21 protein-coding genes are annotated in these 23,336 nt (G+C 57.6%); 11 read left to right on the top strand and 10 right to left on the bottom strand.

Going from position 1 to position 23,336, the window contains the following annotated elements; genetic code table 11:
• Position 1: 1 nt before the first annotated feature.
• Together mprF and GOV89_RS03240 are read right to left on the bottom strand one after the other, a co-directional pair.
• Positions 2–2,611 carry a bifunctional lysylphosphatidylglycerol flippase/synthetase MprF gene (mprF, locus tag GOV89_RS03245; RefSeq protein WP_171237444.1) on the bottom strand — a complete coding sequence of 870 codons (2,610 nt, stop codon included), beginning with the start codon at positions 2,609–2,611 and terminating at the stop codon, positions 2–4.
• Between the two features lie 100 nt (positions 2,612–2,711).
• Positions 2,712–3,140: an Lrp/AsnC family transcriptional regulator gene (locus tag GOV89_RS03240; RefSeq protein ID WP_171174517.1), complete on the bottom strand. Its 429-nt coding sequence runs from the start codon at positions 3,138–3,140 to the stop codon at positions 2,712–2,714.
• An 86-nt stretch (positions 3,141–3,226) separates the two neighbouring features.
• Between GOV89_RS03240 and rocF the strand changes: the two genes are divergently transcribed.
• Positions 3,227–4,147, top strand: coding sequence for an arginase (rocF, locus tag GOV89_RS03235; protein ID WP_171237443.1), 921 nt, complete (start codon positions 3,227–3,229; stop codon positions 4,145–4,147).
• Positions 4,147–5,190: an ornithine cyclodeaminase gene (locus tag GOV89_RS03230; RefSeq protein WP_171237442.1), complete on the top strand. Its 1,044-nt coding sequence runs from the start codon at positions 4,147–4,149 to the stop codon at positions 5,188–5,190. The genes rocF and GOV89_RS03230 overlap by 1 nt, the downstream gene beginning before the upstream one ends.
• A 138-nt stretch (positions 5,191–5,328) precedes the next feature.
• Here the strand turns inward: GOV89_RS03230 and GOV89_RS03225 are convergent, their stop codons facing one another.
• From GOV89_RS03225 to dctP, 3 genes are all read right to left on the bottom strand, one after another.
• Entirely contained in the window at positions 5,329–6,732 is a 1,404-nt protein-coding gene (locus tag GOV89_RS03225) for a TRAP transporter large permease (protein ID WP_171174523.1), read from the bottom strand.
• 3 nt (positions 6,733–6,735) lie between these two features.
• On the bottom strand, positions 6,736–7,365 hold the full coding sequence (locus GOV89_RS03220) for a TRAP transporter small permease (RefSeq protein WP_171174525.1): 630 nt from the start codon (positions 7,363–7,365) through the stop codon (positions 6,736–6,738).
• A gap of 62 nt (positions 7,366–7,427) precedes the next feature.
• Positions 7,428–8,444 (bottom strand): TRAP transporter substrate-binding protein DctP, encoded by a 1,017-nt coding sequence (dctP, locus tag GOV89_RS03215; RefSeq protein WP_171174527.1) that lies wholly within the window; start codon positions 8,442–8,444, stop codon positions 7,428–7,430.
• Between the two features lie 405 nt (positions 8,445–8,849).
• Between dctP and acs the strand changes: the two genes are divergently transcribed.
• From acs to GOV89_RS03175, 8 genes are all read left to right on the top strand, one after another.
• Positions 8,850–10,814, top strand: a complete 1,965-nt coding sequence (gene acs / locus GOV89_RS03210) for an acetate--CoA ligase (RefSeq protein ID WP_171174529.1) — start codon at positions 8,850–8,852, stop codon at positions 10,812–10,814.
• Positions 10,815–10,821: 7 nt separating this feature from the next.
• Positions 10,822–11,505, top strand: a complete 684-nt coding sequence (locus GOV89_RS03205; RefSeq protein WP_171174531.1) for an adenylate kinase — start codon at positions 10,822–10,824, stop codon at positions 11,503–11,505.
• 179 nt (positions 11,506–11,684) lie between these two features.
• Complete coding sequence (locus GOV89_RS03200) at positions 11,685–11,969, top strand: DUF4212 domain-containing protein (RefSeq protein ID WP_171174533.1); 285 nt, start codon at positions 11,685–11,687, stop codon at positions 11,967–11,969.
• A gap of 15 nt (positions 11,970–11,984) precedes the next feature.
• Entirely contained in the window at positions 11,985–13,769 is a 1,785-nt protein-coding gene (locus tag GOV89_RS03195; RefSeq protein WP_171174535.1) for a sodium:solute symporter family protein, read from the top strand.
• Positions 13,770–13,877: 108 nt separating this feature from the next.
• Positions 13,878–15,701 (top strand): putative nucleotidyltransferase substrate binding domain-containing protein, encoded by a 1,824-nt coding sequence (locus GOV89_RS03190; RefSeq protein ID WP_171237441.1) that lies wholly within the window; start codon positions 13,878–13,880, stop codon positions 15,699–15,701.
• Between the two features lie 24 nt (positions 15,702–15,725).
• Positions 15,726–16,244, top strand: coding sequence for a hypothetical protein (locus GOV89_RS03185; RefSeq protein WP_171234094.1), 519 nt, complete (start codon positions 15,726–15,728; stop codon positions 16,242–16,244).
• Positions 16,245–16,246: 2 nt separating this feature from the next.
• Positions 16,247–17,659: an exonuclease domain-containing protein gene (locus GOV89_RS03180; RefSeq protein WP_171237440.1), complete on the top strand. Its 1,413-nt coding sequence runs from the start codon at positions 16,247–16,249 to the stop codon at positions 17,657–17,659.
• Positions 17,660–17,747: 88 nt separating this feature from the next.
• Positions 17,748–18,248, top strand: coding sequence for a flavin reductase family protein (locus GOV89_RS03175; protein WP_171237439.1), 501 nt, complete (start codon positions 17,748–17,750; stop codon positions 18,246–18,248).
• On the opposite strand, the gene GOV89_RS03170 is transcribed toward GOV89_RS03175, so the two are convergent.
• Genes GOV89_RS03170 through GOV89_RS03155 form a run of 4 tightly spaced genes read right to left on the bottom strand, consistent with a single transcriptional unit; the run spans position 18,245 to position 20,611 of the window.
• On the bottom strand, positions 18,245–18,724 hold the full coding sequence (locus GOV89_RS03170; RefSeq protein WP_171237438.1) for a DUF6505 family protein: 480 nt from the start codon (positions 18,722–18,724) through the stop codon (positions 18,245–18,247). The two genes, GOV89_RS03175 and GOV89_RS03170, sit on opposite strands and share 4 nt — an antisense overlap.
• Positions 18,721–19,419 carry a biotin/lipoate--protein ligase family protein gene (locus GOV89_RS03165; protein ID WP_171174547.1) on the bottom strand — a complete coding sequence of 233 codons (699 nt, stop codon included), beginning with the start codon at positions 19,417–19,419 and terminating at the stop codon, positions 18,721–18,723. Before GOV89_RS03165 ends, GOV89_RS03170 begins: the two co-directional genes overlap by 4 nt.
• Positions 19,416–20,477: an Mrp/NBP35 family ATP-binding protein gene (locus tag GOV89_RS03160; RefSeq protein WP_171174549.1), complete on the bottom strand. Its 1,062-nt coding sequence runs from the start codon at positions 20,475–20,477 to the stop codon at positions 19,416–19,418. The genes GOV89_RS03165 and GOV89_RS03160 overlap by 4 nt, the downstream gene beginning before the upstream one ends.
• Positions 20,474–20,611, bottom strand: coding sequence for a hypothetical protein (locus GOV89_RS03155; RefSeq protein ID WP_171174551.1), 138 nt, complete (start codon positions 20,609–20,611; stop codon positions 20,474–20,476). Before GOV89_RS03155 ends, GOV89_RS03160 begins: the two co-directional genes overlap by 4 nt.
• On the opposite strand from GOV89_RS03155, the gene GOV89_RS03150 reads away from it, so the two are divergent.
• On the top strand, positions 20,610–21,338 hold the full coding sequence (locus tag GOV89_RS03150) for a hypothetical protein (RefSeq protein ID WP_171237437.1): 729 nt from the start codon (positions 20,610–20,612) through the stop codon (positions 21,336–21,338). The two genes, GOV89_RS03155 and GOV89_RS03150, sit on opposite strands and share 2 nt — an antisense overlap.
• Here the strand turns inward: GOV89_RS03150 and GOV89_RS03145 are convergent.
• Positions 21,332–23,284, bottom strand: coding sequence for a 4Fe-4S binding protein (locus tag GOV89_RS03145; protein WP_171237436.1), 1,953 nt, complete (start codon positions 23,282–23,284; stop codon positions 21,332–21,334). The two genes, GOV89_RS03150 and GOV89_RS03145, sit on opposite strands and share 7 nt — an antisense overlap.
• Between the last annotated feature and the right edge of the window lie 52 nt (positions 23,285–23,336).

The following is a 23,336-nucleotide window of genomic DNA, read 5'->3' as shown; positions in this document are numbered from 1 at the left end:
CCTACTTTGTCAGACCGCGCAGCCCGCCTGAGATCAGGATATTGACCTCATAAAGGATACGCGGCGCGGCCAACCCGCCGGGGCTGGCCAGATAATTCGGGCTCCATTCCGGGTCGAACTTCTGCTTGAAGCTGCGCAAGCCTTCGAAATGATAAAACTGTTCGCCGTGCTCATAAACGAACCCTCCGATCCGGTTCCAGAGCGAGGCATGTTGCCGGTTTTCTATGCCTGAAAACGGCGCAGCCCCCAGCGAGAACCAGTGAAAACCCTGCTCTGCACCCCAAACCATCATCTCGGCAAACAGCGCATCCATCACAAAGCTGGGGCTGTCCGGCTCATACCGCATCAGGTCCAGCGACAGTTCGGATTTGTTGCCGCCTTGGAATAGGTTGGCGAACGCCTTGATCTTGCCTGTGTTTCCATCGCGCAATACCGCGTGGTCGAAATAAGACAGGTACTGATCGTCAAAGCCCCCAAGCGCAAATCCTTTTTCGGCGCCGGCCTTTTGCTTGAGCCAATGGTCTGAAATCTCGCGCAATTCTGGCAAGACAGGTACCAGGTTTTCCTTTGGGATAATCTCGAACACATAGCCTTCCCGCTCGGCCCTGTTCTTGGCCTGCCGGAACCGTTTGCGCGACTTTCCGTCCAGCGAGAAATCTTGCAGCGGCACCCGCGCGACCTCACCAATTTTCAGGATCGACAGGCCCAAATCCAAAAAGGTCGGCAGGTATTTGGTCGAGACACTATAGAACGCGCACAGCTTTCCTTCACGGTCCGCCATTTCCCGAAGCTGCCAGATCAATTGGCGGCCAGCGGCCTCATCCCCCACCGGTTCGCCTTTTGAGATGACCGCGTTGCCGGTATCGGCGTAAGCGATGAAGGCCGTTTCATCCGGTGAGATCAGGAATTGCTTGTCACCGGTCAACGAGATCTGGGATTCAGTATCATCACTCTCCATCACCAGACGCTCGACGACCTCGGGAATTTCGGTGCGTTGCGGTGTCGGGATCTCACGCCCAAACAATGAGTTCACAGCGACCACGCCAACGATCACGGCAACAACGAGGCTCGAGCGTAAAAAGCGAGAGGCGTCGCCATTCCATGCAAACTCCCACCACAAAGCGTTTTGGTATTCCACATGGGAATACGCGAACAGCCCGATCCAGAAGATCACGGCAAGCAGCACCACGACACTGATCAGCCATGGGATGTTCAGGCGGAAAATTGATGCCCCACTGACCCGGTAAAACGCGCCACGGAACAAGGCCAAAACGCCTATCGTTCCCAACATCGACACCGCTTCGTGCATGTCTAAGCCCTTGGCAAGCGAGGCAAAGAATCCTGCCACCATCAGCAACATCGCAACTATCCAAGCGCGGTAGAGCTTGCGGAACAATCCGCGTGACACCAGCAAAAGCAGAACTCCGATGGCGCTTCCTACCAGATGCGAGGCTTCGACAAAGGACAGCGGCAAAACGTCTTTCAAAACACCAAGGTTCTGTGAACCGGCAGGCAGCGCCCCTGACACCAGCAGGATCACCCCGGCCACCGCTGCGACTCCGGCGGCAACAATGGGCACCATGGGGCGGATGGCCCGGTATACCCAGGTCGCGGCCCCACTTATCCTTTGGCGTTGCGTCAGCGCCGACGCTACCGCAATTGACAGGCTCGCAACAACAAACGGGACAAACGTGTAAACCACACGATAGAGCAGCAGCGCGGCAATAACATCCGACCGCCCCGATGCACCCAGCCCCGCGATCAGCGTAGCCTCGAACACGCCAATCCCGCCCGGAGCGTGGCTGAGGATGCCCACAGCAATGGCCGCGATATAGATTGTGAAGAAGTACGGATAGCCAACCCCCAGATCGTCCGGCATCAGAACATAGAGCACCATGGACGCGCCAAACAGATCGCCGATCGCGGCCAGCGTCAGAAGGCTGGCAAGCTTTCCACCCGGCAAATCGAAACCAACGCCTGCGAAGGACAACCGCCTGCCCCCGCGCGACAGCCAAATAAACAGGACGACCAATGCCCCCAGCAGCGACAGCCCGATGGCTGTTTCCACCGTCGGGCTGACCGGCACCACCTTGGATATGCCGTCAGGATGCAGGGTCAACAGCAGGCCCAGTATCAACACCAGCCCCATCCAGAACGCCACCCAAGAGGTCGCGATTACTCCGGCCACACGTCCCAGATCCAGCCCCAGCGACGCATAAATCCGGTACCGGATCGCAGTACCGGTGATGTAGGAAAAGCCAAGGCAATTTGATACGGCGTAACCACTTGCCCCTGCCATTCCAGCCACAGGCAAGGGCACTTTGCCCTCTGCCACGCTTTGCACCGCAAAAACATCATAGAGCGACAGAGAAAGAAAGCTGAACGCCGTCCAGCAAAGCGCGAATAGCATCAGCTTCCATGACGTTCCAGCGATATCGGTCTGCACATCCGACCATTTCACATGCGCCGACAGATCGTGCAAAACAGTCAGGGCGATTGCGGTGATCACAACGGGTATTGCGATGCGCAGCCAAGGCTTTTCCAGCATCGCCGTCATACGTTCCGCCCAATGCACAGCCAGAGGTTCGTCAGATTTCTGCGAAGTGGTCATCCTGCACGTCCCTGCCTGTTTGCCGCGCCAGACAGTCTGCTGAATATTCAGACATCATCTGCCCTAAAACTCTGACACAAATTGTTTTCATCTCAAAGTGCTAGAGCCGCCCCTTGCGCGTGGACAGCAGCAAATTCGTCTCGGATCGCGTGATACCGTCAAAGCGGCGGATTTGAAACAGGACCTCATCCAGCTCGGCCAAGGTTTCGGTACTGATTTCTGCGATCAGATCCCAGCTGCCATTGGTCGAATGTATTGCTGTCACCTGCCGCAAGGCTGCTATCCGCGCCATGACGCGTTCTGTCCCGCGCCCTTCAATCTCAAGCATCATCAAACCGCGTACCGGGCTTTGCGCCAGATCCCTGCGAGTCAGGACAGTGAAACCGACGATTTCTCCGGATTGTTTCAGGCGCTGCAACCGACTGCGCACCGTGGTGCGCGTTACACCCAGCGTTTCCGAAAGCTCGGACAGACTGGCACGCGCATCACGTTGCAACGCATTGAGCAGTCTATTATCCAAATCGTCCATATCTTTTTCCCATTAAGGATTTTCTCGACCCATTTTGAGCAATTTGCTGCCTTCACGCAAGACACTCTGCCAGCCTAAATGGACACATGGACATGAAAAAAATAATTCTCATCGGCGCGCCAATGGACGCTGGAAAACGTCGTCAGGGATGCCGGATGGGTCCGGACGCCTATCGTGTGGCCGGGCTGCAAGAAGCTTTGACCGATCTTGGCCATTCTGTTCAGGACCAGGGCGACGTGACCCCCGAAGAAACTGGCATGCCCGAACACCCGCATCTTTTTGCCCTGCCGGAATGTGTCGGCTGGACTCGGGCTCTCAGCCAAGCTGCACAAGCGGCCGCTGGTCGGGGCGTGCCCATCTTTATGGGCGGTGATCACGCACTGTCCATGGGCACTGTCGCGGGTATGGCAGCCTACGCAGATCAGGTGGATCGGCCTTTGTTTGTGTTGTGGTTGGACGCGCATAGCGACTTTCACACACCGAACAGCACAGGCAGCGGCAACCTGCACGGAACGCCCGTGGCATATTTTACTGGAAGACCGGGTTTTGACGCTTTCCCGCATTTGCCTGCGGTGGTCCCAACAGATCGCGTCGGCATGATCGGCCTACGCTCCGTCGATCCGGCTGAGCGGCTGGCGTTGGAGCAGAATCACGCGATGTTGGCCGACATGCGCAGCATCGACGAACACGGGATCAAGGCCCCTTTGATGGCCTTTCTGGACCGTGTGCGCGCAGAAAACGCTCTGCTGCACGTGTCGCTGGATGTCGACTTCCTCGATCCCGCTATAGCTCCAGCCGTAGGTACAACGGTTCCAGGCGGAGCGACCGAACGCGAAGCCCATCTGGTGATGGAGCTACTACATGAGAGCGGGCTGGTCAGTTCGCTGGACCTAGTCGAATTGAACCCGTTTCTGGATGAACGCGGTCGCACCGCCAAACTGATGGTCGATCTGGCCGCCTCACTTATGGGCCGCCGCATCTTTGACCGCCCCACCCGGAGTTTCTGATGACCCAACCTTCTGACAAGGCCCTCGTGCCGTTTGTATCCGTCGACAACATGATGCGATTGGTTCATCACATCGGCGTCGAGCAGATGATCACGCAGATCGCCGCACAGATCGAAGCCGATTTCAAACGTTGGGAGAGCTTCGACAAAACCCCACGCATTCCGGCGCATTCACCGCATGGTGTGATCGAGCTGATGCCAACCTCGGATGGTGAGGCCTACGGCTTCAAATACGTGAACGGCCATCCCAAAAATACTTCAGAAGGTTTGCAAACGGTCACGGCCTTTGGTCTGTTGGCGGATGTTTATACCGGCTATCCAACACTGCTGACCGAAATGACGCTGCTGACCGCACTGCGCACAGCGGCAACCTCGGCACTGGTCGGGCGCTATCTTGCCCCGACAAACGCAACCACCATGGCAATGATCGGCAACGGCGCGCAGTCTGAATTCCAGTGTCTGGCATTTAAGGCAATGTGCGGCATCAGTACAGTCCGGCTCTACGACACTGACCCTAACGCAACCGCAAAATGTTCGAAAAACCTGTGGGGCAAGGGTTTGACTGTTGTTCCCTGCACGACGCCAGAGGAGGCCATCGAAGGTGCCCAGATCGTCACCACCTGCACGGCAGACAAAAAATACGCAACCATCCTGACCGACAACATGGTTGGCCCCGGTGTTCACATCAATGCCATCGGTGGCGACTGTCCGGGCAAAACAGAACTGCACCGCGATATCCTGCTCCGCTCGGACATTTTCGTTGAATACCCGGAACAGACCCGTATCGAAGGAGAAATTCAGGCGCTGGACGAGGATCATCCGGTGACCGAGATGTGGCAGGTCATCAACGGTACCGCCAAAGGGCGCGTAGATGATCGCCAGATTACGTTGTTCGACAGCGTAGGTTTCGCGATCGAAGATTTCTCGGCCCTGCGCTATGTGAAACAAGCGATTGAAGGCACAGGTTTCTTTGAGCCTTTGGACATGCTGGCCGATCCGGATGATCCGCGCGATCTGTTCGGAATGCTGATGCGAGCCGGGTAAAACGCAGTCATGGGGGCTCTGCCCCCGCCGCGCTGCGCGCGCCTCCCCCGAGGTATTTTCGGCCAGATGAAGATCGGATCCCTTGCTTCATCTGGCCCAAAAATACCTCGGAGCGCGAGGCAGAGCCTCGCTCCCCTGCTAACCCGCAAGCGACGGCAGGTAGAGAACAATCCCCGGGAATGCCACAAGCAATGCGATGGTCATCGCATCGGCGATGAAAAACGGCGTCACGCCTTTAAACACATCCTGAACGCTCAGGTCCGGGCGCACCCCGGCCACGACAAAGCAGTTCAGCCCAATGGGCGGCGTGATCAGGCAGAACTCGGCCATCTTGACCACCAAAATACCAAACCAGATGGCGCACATCGGGCCGGACATGCCAAAGGCGCTGTCGGCTGCGCTCACAGTTTCACCTCCGTTCAGCGCCATGACCGCTGGATAGACGACGGGCAATGTCAGCAACAGCATCCCGATTGCATCCATGAACATGCCCAGCACCGCATAGGCCAGAAGGATGCAGATCAGGATCATCATCGGGGACATCTCAAGCCCGGTAATCCAGTCGGAAAACGCACCAGGAAGGTCTGCGAAGCCAAGAAACCGCACATAGATCAGAACGCCCCAGATGATCGAGAAGATCATGGCCGTCAGCTTGGCCGTTTCCAAAAGCGCGGATTTGAATTCCTTCCAGCGCATTCCATGAAACAGGGCGAAACAGAACACAATGAAGGCCCCGATTGCGCCGCCTTCCGTAGGGGTGCCCCAGGCTTTGTCTCCGAACGGGTTGTAGACAAAGCAAATGATGATCAGGATCACGGCCACAATCGGAATGGCGCCTGGTAAAGCGGAAAAACGCTCTTTCCAGGTGAAGCCAGTAACAGGTGGACCGACGGTTTTGAAGATCACTGCAATCCCGACAATCAGCAGGCCATAGATGATTGCAGAGAACGCACCCGGTATGAATCCGGCCAGCAGCAGCTTGCCGACATCCTGCTCGACGATGATGGCGTAGATCACCAGAATGGCCGAGGGTGGGATAAGCGAGGCCAGTGTTCCACCCGCAGCGACAACACCCGCTGCAAAGCGTTTGTTATACCCCACCTTCAACATCTCAGGGATAGCAATGCGAGCAAAGACGGCAGATGTGGCAACCGATGCCCCGGATACGGCAGCAAAACCGGCGGTGGCGAAAATTGTGGACACGGCGAGCCCACCCGGAACCCAGGCCACCCAGCGTTTGGCGGCTTCGAATAATGCGCGCGTCAGGCCAGCATAGTAGGCCAGATAGCCAATCAGGATAAAGGTCGGGATCAGGCTGAGCGTATGAGCTGCAACCTTAGAATGCGGAACCTGCCCCGCGGTCTTGACCGCAACCGTCAAGGCTTTGCCCAACCGGTCCGGGTCATAGCCAAACTTGGCCCAGAATATCCAGACCAGCCCAACCAATCCCGCCAGCCCTGCTGCGAAAGCCACTCGCATGCCGGCAACGACCAGAACCAGCAGACCGCCTGTGACCCATAGGCCAATATCAATCGTGTCCATGTTCTAGTCCTGCCCTTCGAACTGTTCGGCCTCAGCCGCCGCTTGGGCCGCAGCATCCTGAAGAAGCGGAACCGCCACAGGGGTCTCGAGCCCCAGCACAAATGCACGCCCATAGCCCCACACCTGAAGCACCAGCCGCGCGCACAACACTGAAAACGCCACGGGCGCTAACAGCTTGGCCGGCCACAAGGGAATACCGATGTCGATGGAACTGTCTCTGCTCCAGAGCGGCGCACCAAAGTCGAAGGACCGGTCGAAATGGGACCAACTGCCCCACACAAGTGCCAGCATCAACACCAAGATCAGAAGGACCGAGATCAGCTCGAACAGCCACAAGGCCCGGCCGTGAAGCCGCGAGATGACGATATCCATGCGGATATGCCCGCCGTCGCGCTGCACAAAAGAGATGCCCAGGAAAGCAATCAGTGGCATCGCCTGTTCGATCCAGTCGACATAACCGGGCAACGGCGCGTTGAACGCGTTGCGCCCGCTGACCGAAACGACGGCAAGAACCATCAATCCGAAAACCGCTATGCCGCTGATCAATGCAAGAAAGCGTTCAAGCTTTAACAAATGCCGGTCCAGCTGGCTTAGACGGCTACCGTCTTCCAGCACCGTGGCCTGTCCTGCCATTCCGGTGGTTCCTTGTTCTTGAAAGTGAACCGGGCACCCGACGGGGCACCCGGTCTAAAAGATCAGTTACCGCCGCGCTGCTGCTTCAAAGTGGTTTGAACCAGATCATACAGGTCTTGCGCCGGCAGCCCCTGTTCCGTCATGTCTGCAATCCATTTCTCTCGGATCGGATCTGCGGCTTTGGTGCGGAATTCCTCGATCACGGCGTCGTCGATCATCACCTTCTGCACACCCTTTTCTTCGAGGACACTGTCCCACTGTTCGAGCAGACCGCCATAGTTCGCCAGGTAGTGATCAATCGCCTCGTCAATTGAGCTGTCCAGCGCTTCGCGATGCTCGGCAGGCAGTGCTTCATAGGCGTCGATATTCACAACCACGGGACAGTTCACCGTGCCAGGGTTCAGGTTGGCCGTCCACCAATCAGCCTCGTTGATCGTGCCGAAAGACAAGTGTGCATGCTGGGCGAAGGCCACTGTATCCACAACACCCGATTCCATTGCATTATAAGCTTCGGTTGCCGGGACTGAAGTTGGCACACCACCCACAGCCTCGAACGCTTGGCCCAAACCGCCCGTTGCACGGACACGCATTCCGTCGAACTTAGCCAATTGGTCGCGGGGTTCGCCCGTACCCACGATATTATACTGCGGCATGGGCGAGGTCATGATGATACGGGCATTCCACTGCGCCATCTCATCTTTGACCGCCGGGTGATCATATACAGCGTGGCTTACAGCAACCTCTTCTTCAAGATTGTTTACACCGAGGAACGGCAGTTCCAGAACGGTGATCGCCCGGTTCTTGTCGCGGTGATAGCCAGCGCAAAACTGAGCCATTTCAAAGGCCCCGATTTCGATACCATCCAGGTTTTCGCGTGGCTTGGACAGGCCACCATAGCTGACATTGATCGTGAACTCTCCATTTGTCTTTTCGCTGACAAGCTCGGAAAGCTTTTCGACATGTTCCGTAAATGCGCGGCGCTTGCCCCAGACGGATGCATTCCACTCGGTCGCGGCAGCCTCGCTGACAAACGCAAAGCTCAAGGCGGCGACGGCAGCACCGCTCAACATATTTTTCATGATTTTGTCTCCCTTTGGTGCGCCTCTTCCCGAAGCGCTTGCAACGAAGCTAGCGCCAACATTCGGATGTGCCAACCCTCAGGGTCGCATGTGTTCCTAGATCCGAGACCACAAGGAACACCTGGCCAAGTTTGCCGACCGTAGAAACGCGCGAAACCACCAGGAGTAATCGTTACATTTATGTCTCTGTTAAATAGTAATTTATTCAATTTAGACCGTAAATTTTTACAAAAATAAGCAACGCGCCGAAATTTCTTTACAAACAAATCCAAAGATTACGGCAATTTATTTATTTATTTTCTGAACCCGGTAATACTTTGACCGGGGAGGAACGGGATCGACTTTGCTGAACAATCGGGCAAAAACGACCCAACGTAATCCAGTCCAGAGGGAGGAGCCTCAAAGATGACCACCGCTGCCCAGGCAGATGCCAAGACCTATCCGCCATCCGCAGACACTGTTGCTCGTGCACATGTCGATGCTGCGAAATACGCTGACATGTACGCCGCCTCAATCTCTGACCCCGACACGTTTTGGGGTGAGCAAGGCAAGCGCGTCGATTGGATCAAGCCCTTCTCACAGGTAAAGGACGTCAACTACGACTTCGGCTCGGTCAAGATCAACTGGTACGCTGATGGCACGCTAAACGTTTCGGCCAACTGCCTGGACCGCCATCTAAAGACACGTGGCGACCAAACAGCCATCATCTGGGAGCCGGACGATCCAAATGATCCGGCGCAGCATATCTCCTACGCCGAACTGCACCGCCGTACCTGCCGGATGGCCAACATCCTGGAATCGCTGGGCGTGCGCAAAGGCGACCGTGTTGTCATCTACCTGCCGATGATCCCCGAGGCCGCTTATGCAATGCTAGCCTGCGCACGGATCGGCGCCATTCACTCGATTGTTTTCGCTGGCTTTTCGCCCGACGCGCTGGCAGCTCGGATCAATGGCTGCGACGCCAAGGTTGTGATCACAGCGGATGAAGCGCCACGTGGCGGTCGCAAGACACCGCTGAAGTCCAACGCGGATGCGGCCTTGCTGCACTGCAAAGACAGTGTGAAATGTCTGGTGGTCAAGCGCACCGGTGGTCAGACCACCTGGATCGACGGGCGCGACTTTGACTACAACGAAATGGCGCTTGAGGCGGACGACTACTGCGCGCCCGCCGAGATGAACGCCGAAGATCCGCTGTTCATTCTTTATACATCCGGTTCAACCGGACAGCCCAAGGGCGTTGTGCACACCACTGGCGGCTATCTGGTTTATGCCTCGATGACGCATGAGATCACCTTCGATTACCACGAAGGCGACGTGTACTGGTGCACGGCGGACGTGGGTTGGGTCACCGGCCACAGCTATATCGTCTACGGCCCGCTGGCCAATGGCGCGACCACGTTGATGTTCGAAGGCGTTCCGACCTTCCCAGATGCTTCGCGCTTTTGGCAGGTCTGTGAAAAGCACAAAGTCAATCAGTTCTACACCGCGCCAACCGCGATCCGTGCGCTGATGGGACAGGGCAACGAGTTTGTCGAGAAATGCGACCTGAGCGATCTGCGCACGCTGGGCACAGTGGGTGAGCCGATCAACCCCGAAGCCTGGAACTGGTACAACGACGTCGTTGGCAAGGGCAAATGCCCCATCGTGGACACTTGGTGGCAGACGGAAACCGGCGGTCACCTGATGACCCCCCTGCCCGGTGCACATGCGATGAAGCCCGGTTCCGCGATGAAGCCGTTCTTTGGCATCCAGCCTGTCGTTCTGGACCCTCAGTCGGGTGTCGAGATCGAGGGCAACGGCGTCGAGGGTGTTCTGTGTATCAAAGACAGCTGGCCCGGTCAGATGCGCACCGTCTGGGGCGATCATGAGCGGTTCGAGAAGACCTATTTCTCGGACTATAAAGGCTACTACTTCACCGGTGACGGCTGCCGCCGTGACGAAGATGGTGACTATTGGATCACCGGCCGCGTCGATGACGTGATCAACGTGTCCGGTCACCGCATGGGCACGGCCGAGGTCGAAAGCGCGCTGGTCGCTCATGCCGCAGTCGCTGAGGCTGCCGTGGTCGGCTATCCCCATGAAATCAAAGGGCAAGGCATCTATTGCTACGTCACCTTGATGAATGACCGCGAGCCTTCGGATGAGCTGTTGAAAGAGCTGCGCACCTGGGTCCGCACGGAAATCGGCCCGATTGCCTCGCCGGATGTGATCCAGTGGGCCCCTGGCCTGCCCAAAACACGTTCGGGCAAAATCATGCGCCGTATCCTGCGCAAGATTGCCGAGAACGACTTTGGCAGCCTGGGTGACACGTCGACACTGGCCGACCCGTCGGTTGTCGAAGATCTGATCGAAAACCGTGCGAATAAGTGAGGACGTGATGGACGCTGCCACGATCACCACTCCCGCCGTTCTGATCCTTCTCGGCCCTCCGGGCGCCGGGAAGGGCACACAGGCCCGTATGTTGGAAGAGAAATTCGGGCTGGTTCAACTCAGCACAGGCGACTTGCTGCGCGAGGCTGTCGCGGCTGGTACAGAAGCAGGTCTTGCCGCCAAAGCCGTCATGGAAGCGGGCGACCTGGTCAGTGACGACATCGTCATCGCCATCCTACGCGACCGTATGGCCCAGCCAGATTGCGCCAAGGGCGTCATTCTGGACGGCTTCCCCCGCACTACGGTTCAGGCCGAAGCGCTGGACGGACTGCTTGCGTCGAACAATCAGAAGATCAACGCTGCGATCAGCCTTGAGGTCGAAGACGCCGAAATGGTGATCCGCATCTCGGGTCGCTACACCTGCGCCGGCTGTGGCGAAGGCTATCACGACACGTTCAAAAAGCCTGTCGAAGACGGCACATGCGACAAGTGTGGTCACACTGAATTCAAGCGCCGTGCGGATGATAATGCCGAAACCGTGGCGTCGCGGTTGGCAGCTTATCACGCACAGACCGCGCCATTGATCACCTATTACAAAGGCCATGGCGTGCTGCAACGCACCAACGCCATGGGCAAGATTGAAGACATCGCCCGCGACCTGGAGGAAATCGTCAGCGGCGCGATGAAGTAAGGGGAGGAGATCGGCCGCAAGGCCTTGATCCTTAAAAGAATACTTCAATGAACCGCCTTGGCGGAACAGAGAAGTTTTGCCGGACGTCACGGGGCGTTTGGTACAATCGAGAAGCGGTCCGCGTCACTGGAGGAATTGGGCACGGGCCGCCCAACGAGGAAGCGAAGGAGGAACCCGCGATGGCGGATCATTCAACAAACTCCGCGCAGGCGTCCGAAGCCGATAAGGGCTATTGGCAAGCCAACCTGCGCCTCATTTACATCAGCCTCGCAATCTGGGCGCTGGTGTCGTTTGGATTCGGCATTCTGCTGCGTCCATTGCTGTCGGGGATCGCCGTTGGCGGAACCGATCTGGGCTTTTGGTTCGCACAGCAGGGATCGATCCTGGTCTTTCTGGTGCTGATCTTCAACTACGCCTGGCGCATGAACAAGCTGGACGCCGAATTCGGCGTAGACGAAGAATAAGGGAGAGCGGGGATTATGGATCAGTTTACCATCAACCTGCTGTTTGTTGGCGCATCATTCGCGCTATACATCGGCATCGCGATCTGGGCCCGCGCGGGTTCCACATCGGAGTTCTACGCCGCCGGTCGCGGCGTTCACCCGGTCACCAACGGTATGGCGACAGCGGCAGACTGGATGTCTGCGGCCTCGTTCATCTCGATGGCAGGCCTGATTGCCTTTACCGGCTATGACAACTCGACCTTCCTGATGGGTTGGACCGGTGGCTACGTGCTGCTGGCTCTGCTGCTTGCGCCTTACCTGCGTAAGTTCGGCAAATACACCGTCTCGGAATTCATCGGCGACCGTTTCTACAGCCAGACCGCACGCGTTGTTGCGGTGATCTGTCTGATCGTTGCCTCGGTGACCTACGTGATCGGTCAGATGACCGGTGTGGGCGTGGCCTTTGGCCGCTTCCTTGAGGTGTCGAACACGTCCGGTCTGCTGATCGGTGCTTGTGTGGTCTTTGCCTACGCGGTGTTTGGCGGGATGAAAGGTGTGACATACACCCAGGTTGCTCAGTACTGCGTGCTGATCACAGCCTACACCATCCCGGCGATCTTCATCTCGCTGCAGCTGACCGGCACGCCGATCCCTGCTCTGGGTCTGTTTGGTGACACCGCAAGCGGTGAGCCCCTGCTGACCAAGCTGGATGCAATCGTGACCGAGCTGGGCTTCAACGAGTACACCGCCCACCATTCGAACACGCTGAACATGGTTCTGTTCACGCTGTCGCTGATGATCGGTACCGCCGGTCTGCCGCACGTGATCATGCGCTTCTTCACCGTGCCGAAAGTATCTGACGCACGTTGGTCGGCTGGCTGGACTCTTGTCTTCATCGCGCTGCTGTACCTGACCGCCCCTGCGGTTGGCGCAATGGCACGTCTGAACATCACCGACATGATGTGGCCCAATGGTGGCATCGAAGGTGGCGCTGTCTCGGTCGAGGAAATCGACACCGATCCGCGCTATGACTGGATGAAAACCTGGCAGAAAACCGGTCTTCTGGATTGGGAAGACAAGAACGGTGACGGCAAAATCCAGTACTACAATGACAAGTCCGAAGCCATGGCTTCCATTGCGGAAGAAAACGGCTGGGTCGGTAACGAGCTGACCAAGTTCAACCGTGACATCCTGGTTCTGGCCAACCCCGAAATCGCCAACCTGCCGGGTTGGGTGATCGGTCTGGTCGCTGCCGGTGGTCTTGCGGCTGCTCTGTCAACCGCTGCGGGCCTGTTGCTGGCGATCTCGTCAGCGGTGTCCCACGACCTTGTCAAAGGTGCGATCAACCCGCAAATCTCTGAAAAGGGTGAATTGCTGGCTGCTCGTATCGCAATGGCCGTTGCCATCGTTGTCGCAACCTACCTGGGTCTGAACCCACCCGGATTTGCGGCGCAAACAGTGGCCCTGGCCTTTGGTCTGGCGGCAGCCTCGATCTTCCCGGCGCTGATGATGGGGATCTTCTCGACCCGCATCAACAACACCGGCGCGGTTGCGGGTATGCTGGCTGGTCTGGTTGTGACCCTGGTCTACATCTTCCTGCACAAGGGCTGGTTGTTCATTCCGGGTACCAACTCGTTCACCGATGCTGACCCGCTGCTGGGTCCGATCAAGTCGACCTCGTTCGGCGCAATCGGTGCGATGATCAACTTTGCGGTTGCCTACGTTGTTGCAGGCGCGACCAAAGAGACTCCGCAGGAGATCAAGGATCTGGTCGAAAGCGTACGCATTCCCCGTGGTGCGGGCGCAGCTCAGAACAAATGAGCTTGATGCGGTCGTTGGTTCTTGCCTTCGACCGCGTCTTTCGATCCACTGTTCCCGCCCAGCACATCACTGGGCGGGATTTTTTAACCAGAACACCGGAGACAACACATGCCCCTGTCCCATGACGAAATTGCCCGGTTTCTGAAATCCGTTCATCCCTATGACGCGTTGCCTTCCGACGCCCTGGATCAGATCGTCAAACAGATCGAGGTCTGGGAAGTTGAGGAAGACGCCTCGGTCTATGAGCTGGGCCACAAGTTGCCCGGGGTGTTCGTGATCTATGAAGGACAGGTCGAAATTACCGATGAGAACGGTGCCATCGTCTCTCATCTGGGTCTGCGCAATTCCTTTGGCGAAAGGGGCCTGCTGAAAGACGGCAAAGCCGCCACCAAAGCCCGCACGCATACGCCGTCAGTTCTAATGGTTCTGCCACCTGATCTGGTCCGGAGTTTGATCGATAACCACGATGTTGTGGCGAAGTTCTTTGACCGCACACGAGGCGACCGCAGTGGTCCGCAGAGCCTGGCCACCAGTTCGATCGACGTGCTGATGGCACATAATCCGGCCACCTGCCCCGCTGACACGTCGGTTCAGGACGCCGCGCGGATCATGCGCGACAAACATATTTCGTCGCTCTGCATCACGGACGCTGAAAGCTTGCAGGGCATTGCGACCCTGCGGGACATCTCGGGCAAATACGTTGCAGACGGCCTGCCCGCCTCCACGCACATTTCTGAAATCATGACACCAAATCCTGTGACCCTGTCGCCCAGCGATATCGGGTCGGATGTGCTGCACATCATGATGGAGCGCGGCATTGGCCATATCCCGATTTCCGAAGGCGGTCGGCTGGTCGGGATCGTGACGCAGACCGATCTGACCCATTATCAGGCCGTGAACTCGGCCGAGCTGGTGCGCCGCATTGCGCAGGCTGACACGGCCGAAGAAATGGCACGCGTGACCGAAGAGATCCCGCAGCTTCTTGTGCAGCTTGTTGCCGGCGGGAACCGGCACGAAATTGTCACCCGACTGATCACCGATATCGCGGATACAGCCACGCGGCGCCTATTAGCGCTCGCCGAAATTGAACTGGGCCCGCCCCCGGTTCCGTATCTGTGGCTGGCTTGCGGATCGCAAGGTCGGCAGGAACAAACCGGTGTATCGGATCAGGACAATTGCCTGATGCTGGATGACAATGTGACCGATGCAGACATGGCCTATTTTACCAAGCTGGCGAAATTCGTCTCGGACGGGTTGGACATTTGCGGGTACTTCTACTGCCCCGGCGACATGATGGCGACCAATCCGCGCTGGTGTCAGCCGGTGCGCGTCTGGCGCGATTATTTCAAAGGATGGATCGCCAAGCCAAACCCAGAGGCGCAGATGCTGGCCTCGGTTATGTTCGATCTGCGCCCTATCGGCGGCGCGTTTGAGCTGTTTGCCGACCTTCAGGCCGACACACTGGCAGCGGCCAGAGCGAACTCGATCTTTGTGGCGCATATGATTTCGAACTCGCTGAAACACACGCCCCCGCTTGGCCTGCTGCGCGGGTTCGCCACCATTCGCTCGGGCGAACACCGCAATACGCTGGACCTCAAGCACAATGGTGTTGTGCCCGTCGTAGATCTGGCCCGGATATACACGTTGCAGGGCGAGCTGACCGAAGCCAACACCCGTGCCCGCCTGAAAGCGGCCGAGGCCAGCGGTGTCCTCAGCCCGTCTGGGGCTCGGGATCTTCTGGACGCTTACGACCTGATCGCTGAAACCCGCCTGGAGCATCAGGTTCGGCTGGTTAAATCAGGTGAAAAACCCGACAATTATCTGCCGCCGTCCGATCTTTCGGACTTTGAGCGAAGTCATCTACGCGATGCATTTGTTGTGGTAAAAACAATGCAATCGGCGGTTGGCCACGGCAAGGGTATGCTGGGCTAAGACCCCCTAGAACGGAGAGACCACATGTTTCTGGAATTGATCGGCACTATCTTTGCGGGCTTCGCGTTTGCGGGCGTCGTGCTTGTGCTGAACAAGCTGACCGGTGGGCGCTTGCCGAAATGGACCACTCCGGTTGCGGCGGGTCTGGGCATGATCGGCATGACCATTGCCAGCGAGTATTCCTGGTATGACCGCACACGCGATCAACTGCCGGATGAAATGGCCATCGTGCAAGAGGTCGAAAGCCGTGCTTTCTATCGCCCCTGGACATACGCGGTGCCCTTCGTCGATCGTTTTGCCGCCATTGACACGATATCGGTTCGCAGCAATGAAAATGTTCCAGATCAAAGACTTGTCGACCTATACTTTTTTGGCCGCTGGGCTCCAGTTTCAAAAGTGCCGGTAGCTGTCAACTGTGTTGAAAATAGCCGCGCCAATCTAGCAGACGGTGCTGAATTCGCTGATGACGGTCGGTTGATTAACGCGGACTGGATTTCAGCCGAGGCCAACGATCCAATCATCGAGACCACCTGCGGGGTCTGATCATGCTCACCAATTTGAGCCTTAGGCTCAGGATTTTTTTGTTCTTCTGCTTGCTGGCATTCGGCGGGATTGCGATCAGCGCAGTTGCGCTGTGGATTTCCTATGCCCGCGCAGGAAATCCCGACCTTTTGGGTGACTTCATTTTTGCAGAAATCCTAATCGCGTTTGGGCTGCTGGCTTTGATCGCAGGTGTCTGGCTGCTGTTTGACGACAATATTGCCAAGCCAATTGAACGCCTGTCGGCCCAATTACGGGCCCGAGCGCATGCCGGGGTCAGTACGGATCTGGACATGCAGGCTGCGCGCTATCTGGGGGATCTGGCCCCCGCAGCGGCAGGTCTGGCGGAACAACTCGCGTCAAACGCCATGCGAACCGCCGAAGCCGTAGCATCGGAAACTGCGTACTTAGCAGCAGAGAAACAACGTCTCACCGCCCTGCTGACCGAGATACCGGTCGCTATGTTGCTGGCCAGCCCAAAGCATCAGATTGTGCTGTATGATGGTCAGGCCGCCGAGGTTCTGGCCCAGATTGCACATCCTCGACTGAACGCGTCGCTTTTCGAGTACATCGAGGCCACAGGCCTGACGGATGCCTATGCCAAAATGGGAAAAACCGGCAAAGACGTGTATTGCACGCTGAACAGCGTAGATGGCCGGCAAACCTATTCTGCGCGGATGAAGCCCTTGGGCGACGCGCCCGGCTACATGCTGGTCTTCGAAGACAGTGCCGCCCAAATGTCCCCTGATGAGGCGCGGCCTCTGGTTTACGATTTTGAGCTGCTCGACACGCCAGGGGATGACGCGTTTGAAAATCGCACCTTGTCGGATCTGTGTTTCGTCGTCTTCGACACCGAGACCACCGGACTGCTTCCTCATAAAGATGAAATCGTTCAGATCGGCGCGGTGCGCGTGCTCAACGGCAAGATCGTTCAGGGTGAACATTTGGACATGCTGGTGGATCCCGGCATTCCGATACCACCTGCTTCGACCAAAGTGCACAAGGTCAGTGATCGCATGGTTCAGGGCGCGCCCGACATTGCCGAGGCAGGGCGTGTGTTTCACCAGTTTGCGCGCGATGCCGTGATCGTCGCGCATAACGCACCTTTCGATATGGCGTTCCTGCGCCGTCACGCCAACCGGATGGAGGTCGAATGGGATCACCCGATCCTCGACACCGTTCTGCTGTCTGCCGTGCTGTTCGGAGCCAGCGACACACACACGCTGGACGCGCTGTGTGAACGGCTGGAAATCACGATCCCCGAGGCCCTGCGCCACACTGCGCTGGGCGATGCGGTCGCCACGGCCGAAGCGCTGGTCAAGATGCTGCCGATTCTGCAGGCACGCGGCATGACGACCTTCGGTGAAGTCATAATCGAAACACGAAAACACGGGCGCTTGCTGGAAGACCTGAACTGACAGCTTAAATTGCAAGCAGCAGTCAGCTTTGCATGGACAATCCGAGCCTCGCGTGGCACCTGATGCGCGGCCAAGGAATACGCGCGCAATGACCGAAAAGACTTTCATACCCACCCCGGAACAAAGCCCGGCCTTTCGCGAGGCCCTGGGGTGTTTTGGCACCGGTGTCACTGTGATTACCACGCAAACCGAAGGTGGACCGCGCGCGATCACCGTGAATTCCTTTGCCTCGGTCTCATTGGACCCACCGCTGGTGTTGTGGTGTCTGGCCAAGGAATCGTACCGTTTCGGTGCTTTCAGCAGCTGTGGACATTATTCGATTCATGTGATGGCACAGGATCAGCAAGAGCAGGCGCTGCTCTTTGCGCGTGACGGCACAGACTTCTCACATGCAGATTGGACTGAGGATGAAACCGGTCGCCCGCAATTGACCCAATGTTTGGCGCGGTTCGATTGCCGTCTGCACGCCCGTTATGATGCCGGTGATCATCTGATCATTGTGGGACAAGTGGAGCAGGTAATGTACCGCACAGGAAAGGGCCTGATTTTCAAACGCGGCCAGTTCGGCGGATTTGTCGATCTGATCTAGTCTTCCAAGGATCCATGAACTGCCAAAGCCTCAAGCTGCGCATCCTGCGGCGTGATCACACGATAGGCTTCGTGCACGCCAGTTTCAGACAGTTCTCTGGCCACGGTCAACAGCGTGTTGGGCGCATGATCTTCGCACAGCTCTGACATATGATCGACTTCCGCCTGCGCCACGCCAAGCGCAGCCTCAACTGAAGGCGCACCATAGAACTGCACAAAATGGTCGGCCAGATTGCGGGCGATCTGATCTTTCTCTGCCGGTTCGATCTGCGTCACGGCCACAAATGTCACGCGGCCAAAGGTTTCAAGACCCAGCCAGCCATTCGCAAAGGCCTGACGCGCCTTGCCTTCAAGATCTGCATCGCTCCAATTCGAGAACTCGAACCCGCCAGACACACACCATTCCCCGGTGCGCGCCGGAGAATGAAACACGTTCATGTCGCTTTCGTCGAAGTGAATTGCTCGGGCCAGTTTCATCTTCCGTTCTCCAACACTTCGGTCAGGGGACGCAGGTGCGTTTCGGATCCGTCCCGGATCAACATTCCAAACCGTTCATCCGTACCCAAAAAAACACCGCCATGATCCAGCGGATCTCCTACACCGCGCAGCAAACCCATCCATTCAGCGTGCAGCGGCGCGTTACCATCTTCCTGCCAGCGGTTCAGCCAGGTCAAAGTATGACGCGACCAGCTTTCTACCAATTGTGTGGCGGATACGTCTGCACATCCCTCGTCGTAAAGCGCGGTGACATCTGGTGTTTCACCCGGGGCCTCGCTGGTTTGCAGCAGCGCCAGTTCCCAACCTACGATCAACCAGTCCGGCTCCTGATCAGCGGACACATCCGAAGAGGTCACCCGAAACTTCCCGCATTTTGCGCCATTCACGCAGATCAATCCGTCCCAGCCCAAATGCACAGCAACCTCTGGCGGGGCCAGAGCGCCCAGCGCGTTCTGAAACCCTACGGCACACAGTGGCAGCATTGCCATCGCATCCTGCAACGGCACCTCAGGCGCAAAGACGATGGCAACGCGCAGACGGTCGGCCTGAATGTTGTAAACGACCGTTCCCGCGTCGCATCCCAGCGCGGCCATTGCCTGCGCCCTGTCAAACGGGTCTTCCCCACCCTGAACCGGGTGACCCGTCAACAAAGGGGGAAAGACCGGCTGGCTCATGCGAAACCGTTTGAGATCAGGTCGCGTGCGATCTTGCGGAACGACTCGGCCTGTGGACTATCGGGCTTGCTGACCACGATGGGCGCGCCTCCGTCAGCGGCCACGCGGATGTCCAGATGCAGTGGGATTTCACCCAGCAGCGGTACACCCAGAGATTCCGCCTCGGACGCAACACCGCCATGACCAAACACATGTTCTTCGTGCCCGCAGTTGGAGCAGATATGGGTCGACATGTTTTCGATCATGCCCACGATCGGGGTTTTGAGCTGATTGAACATATCGATCCCCTTGCGGGCGTCGATCAAAGCCACGTCCTGCGGGGTTGAGACCACGATGGCACCGTCCACCTGGAACTTCTGGCTCAGCGTCAGCTGCACATCGCCCGTTCCCGGTGGAAGGTCGACGATCAGAACGTCCAACGCGCCCCACTGCACCTGCCCCATCATCTGTTGCAATGCGCCCATCAACATGGGTCCACGCCAGACAACAGCCTGACCTTCGTTGGTCATCAACCCCATGGACATCATGGTCACGCCGTGATTGCGCAAAGGCAGAATGGTTTTGCCATCGGGGCTGGCCGGGCGACCGGACACACCCAGCATCCGGGGCTGCGACGGACCGTAAACATCCGCATCCAGCAGACCGACGCGCCGTCCTTCAGCGGCCAGCGCACAGGCAAGGTTTGCAGAGACAGTGGACTTACCGACACCGCCCTTACCCGAAGCAACAGCAATGATCCGATCAACACCCGGAACGGCCTGCGGCCCGGTTTGCGACGGTTTGGGTTTCGGTTTCAGATCCGGCGGAGCCTTGTCGGAATGCGCGGTCATCATCGCCGATACATTGGCCACACCGGCGACCATCTGCGCGGCTTTCTCGGCCGTCGCTCGCACGGGCTCCATCTTTTCCGCGTGCTTTGGATCAATCTCAAGCACAAATCGTACGGTATCACCTTCGACATTCAGCGCACGCACGATACCTGCGCTGACAATATCTTGACCAGACACCGGGTCAGTGATCTTTTTCAGGTTCGCCAGAACCGCGTCACGAACACTCATGCCTTGCCCCCTTCGATATGCCCGTGTGACAGGGGCGTGCGTGTCACCAAATTCTGGTCGCCGCTCATTGCATGTGTCTCCGTCTCTTTCAGTTTATTTGACGCACCGCGCCCTGCCCCGTTAGGCTGAGCCATGCGCTTTGTCCTCTTGTGCCTGAGCCTGACGTTCTCTGCCACCCCCTCCTTGTCTCAGGAGGCGATTGGCCTTGCGGCCCCGGCCGAGGTGAAAGACTCGGGTCTGTTGCAACATATTCTTCCTCGCTTCTCTCTCAAGACCGGGATTCGCGTTATTGCGGATGACACAGGTGTTATGGTCCTGAATCCCGCTCCGCCCGGCGATCCGGTCTTTGCCCGCGATGATGTGATCTACCATCTGACCATCGAAGACAATAAGCGGCAGGCCCGCTTTCGCGATTGGCTGCGTTCGGATATTGGAAAGCGCACCGTTGAAAGTTTTGCGCCAGCACAAGGCGCGCCCTTTACCGCCAGCTTCGATCTGACGGTCACTGAGTCGGAGGAAACCGTTGACGGTAATACCGTGCTTGGCGAAGAACTGTCGATGACCCATTGCGGACGATGCCATGTGATCGGACCCAAAAACCGAATGAACGGGCTGGGCTCGACCCCATCGTTTGCCGTCCTGCGCGCGATGCCGGACTGGTCCGAACGGTTCGAGGCTTTCTTTGCTCTCAACCCCCATCCTGCGTTTACACAGATCGACGGGCTGACGCCGCCATTTGACCCCGAACGCCCTTCTCCGATTCATCCTGTTGAGATGACTCTGGACGATCTCGATGCAATCCTCGCGTTTGTCTCGCGGATGAAAGCCGCAGATTTGGGGGCTCCGCTGCAGCTTCAATGATCTTTTCTATCTGAATAATAATCGTCAGTCGTAACGACCCGTGGTTTAGGCTTTGACTGGAAGGGATTGTCCTGCTGCTGAAACTGCACCTTAACCCGGCAATTGTCGCACATCTGGATCATCCGCGCCTGATCCGAACTGGCAAACATGGGGTGTGTGCCCGATAGCTTTTCCATGATCCGCTCCACAGTGGATTTCACCCCAAACAACGCACCGCATTCAACACAAGCGAAAGGTTCTTCTTCGTTGAGTACCTGCTGGGAAAGGGCCGCATCGCTCAGATCAAGCTGTGGAACCAAAGTGATCGCCTCTTCGGGGCAGATCGTCTTGCACATTCCGCATTGCAGGCAGGCATCCTGCTGAAAGTTCAGCTGCGGCTTGTCCGGATTGTCGATCAAAGCCCCTGACGGACACAGCGACACACAGCTGAGGCACAGGGTGCAACTGTCCGTGTTCACCGCAACCGCACCATAAGGCGCGTTATCGGGCAGTGGCAATGGAGCGTCTGCCTGCGGATTTAGCGCCTGCGCGGCCAAGCGTGTGATCTGTCGACGGTTCCCCAATGGAAGAACCGGTTCGGCCAAAGGTTGCGGCACGTCTTGACCATAGAGCAGATCAGACATGGCGTCCGGATCAGCTTCATCAATCAGTCCAATCCCATCAGCGCCCGCGATCGCGCGCGCCAGAGCAATCTCGTGGTCCAGCGAATCCCGTTCGGTTGTGGGTGCCAGCAATACATCCACACGGGCAAAACCATGCGCCAAAGCGGCAAGCATCTCGGCGTGGCCAAAACCGGATATAACATTTAGTTCCAGCGGGATAACATCCGAAGGCAAACCACGACCAAAGCGCGCAGCCAACCGGATCATCTCTGCCCCATGCGTATTATGAATCAAAAGCCGGGGCGCGGCCCCTCCTGCTCGTCGATAGGTGCGCGCCAGGACGTGCATCCGGGACAACAGCGCCGAAACGGTCGGATCCTCGTAAGTGATCGCCGTCGACGGACACAGTGCGGCACACGCACCGCATCCGGCACATACCATCGGGTCGATGCTCACATGCTCACCCGCTGGTGTTATCGCCCCGGTCGGGCAGATATCCAGACAGTTTGTACAACCCACCTGTTCCGCCCGTGAATGCGCACACAAGGATTCTTCCAATCTCACGTACAAAGGCTTTTCAAAGGTACCAATAAGCTGCATGGCGTCAAAAGCCAGGCGTTCAACGGCCACCACGTCTTTTGGATCAGCCCTCAGATACCCTTCGCGCTTGTTGGGGGCCTGGACGAACGGCGCGCCGCCTGTCAGGTCCAGAATAATGTCGCAGGCAGATTGTGCTCCGTTCCTGGGCTCGGTCCAGGCAAAGGCACCACGCCCGCCCGGCACGACCTGCTGCACGGCGTCCAGACGCAGTGAAAACCCACCCAGCGCCCCGGACACGGACTTCACCCGTCCGCGTATCACATCGAAAGCGCGCGAGGTCGGCTCTGCCTGATCCGTAGCCAGAACAGTCACGGCCAAAGTTCCCGCCAACTTCTCAGCCAGATCAAAACCCACCGCGCCGGGGCCAACGATGAAACAGGTTCCTTCGCTGATAACATCGACGCTGGGTGTGACGGGCTGCGGCAACAGCGCCTCAGCCGCCAGTGCAGCCATCTTAGGCGTTGCATCCGTACCCTGTTCAGACCAACCCGCACGGTCGCGTAGGTCGAAGAAGCCAGGCACGTCGATATCCAAATCTTCGGCAAGGGACTGGAACACGTCCTGCTCTTGCAGGCAGGCGATCACGGTATCTCCGTCTTGCATCAGTTCGGCAGCAGATTGCAGTTGGGTCGTGCAAAGCGCTGTATGCACCTTAGAGCAACTGACACCACAGGCGCTTTCGATCCTGTCGGGATCCAATTCCTGAGTTCCTGCGCAGTCGCATAGCAGTAGTTTGGTGCCCATTTTCCCTCCCGCGGGATGCTCTCCCCATCCCATGAACCTTAGGCTGTACGCA

Source organism: Ruegeria sp. HKCCA5763, from assembly GCF_013034545.1.
Lineage (GTDB): Bacteria > Pseudomonadota > Alphaproteobacteria > Rhodobacterales > Rhodobacteraceae > Ruegeria.
The sequence above is the reverse complement of the archived record's forward strand: the minus strand, read 5'-3'. Positions and strand labels throughout refer to the sequence as shown.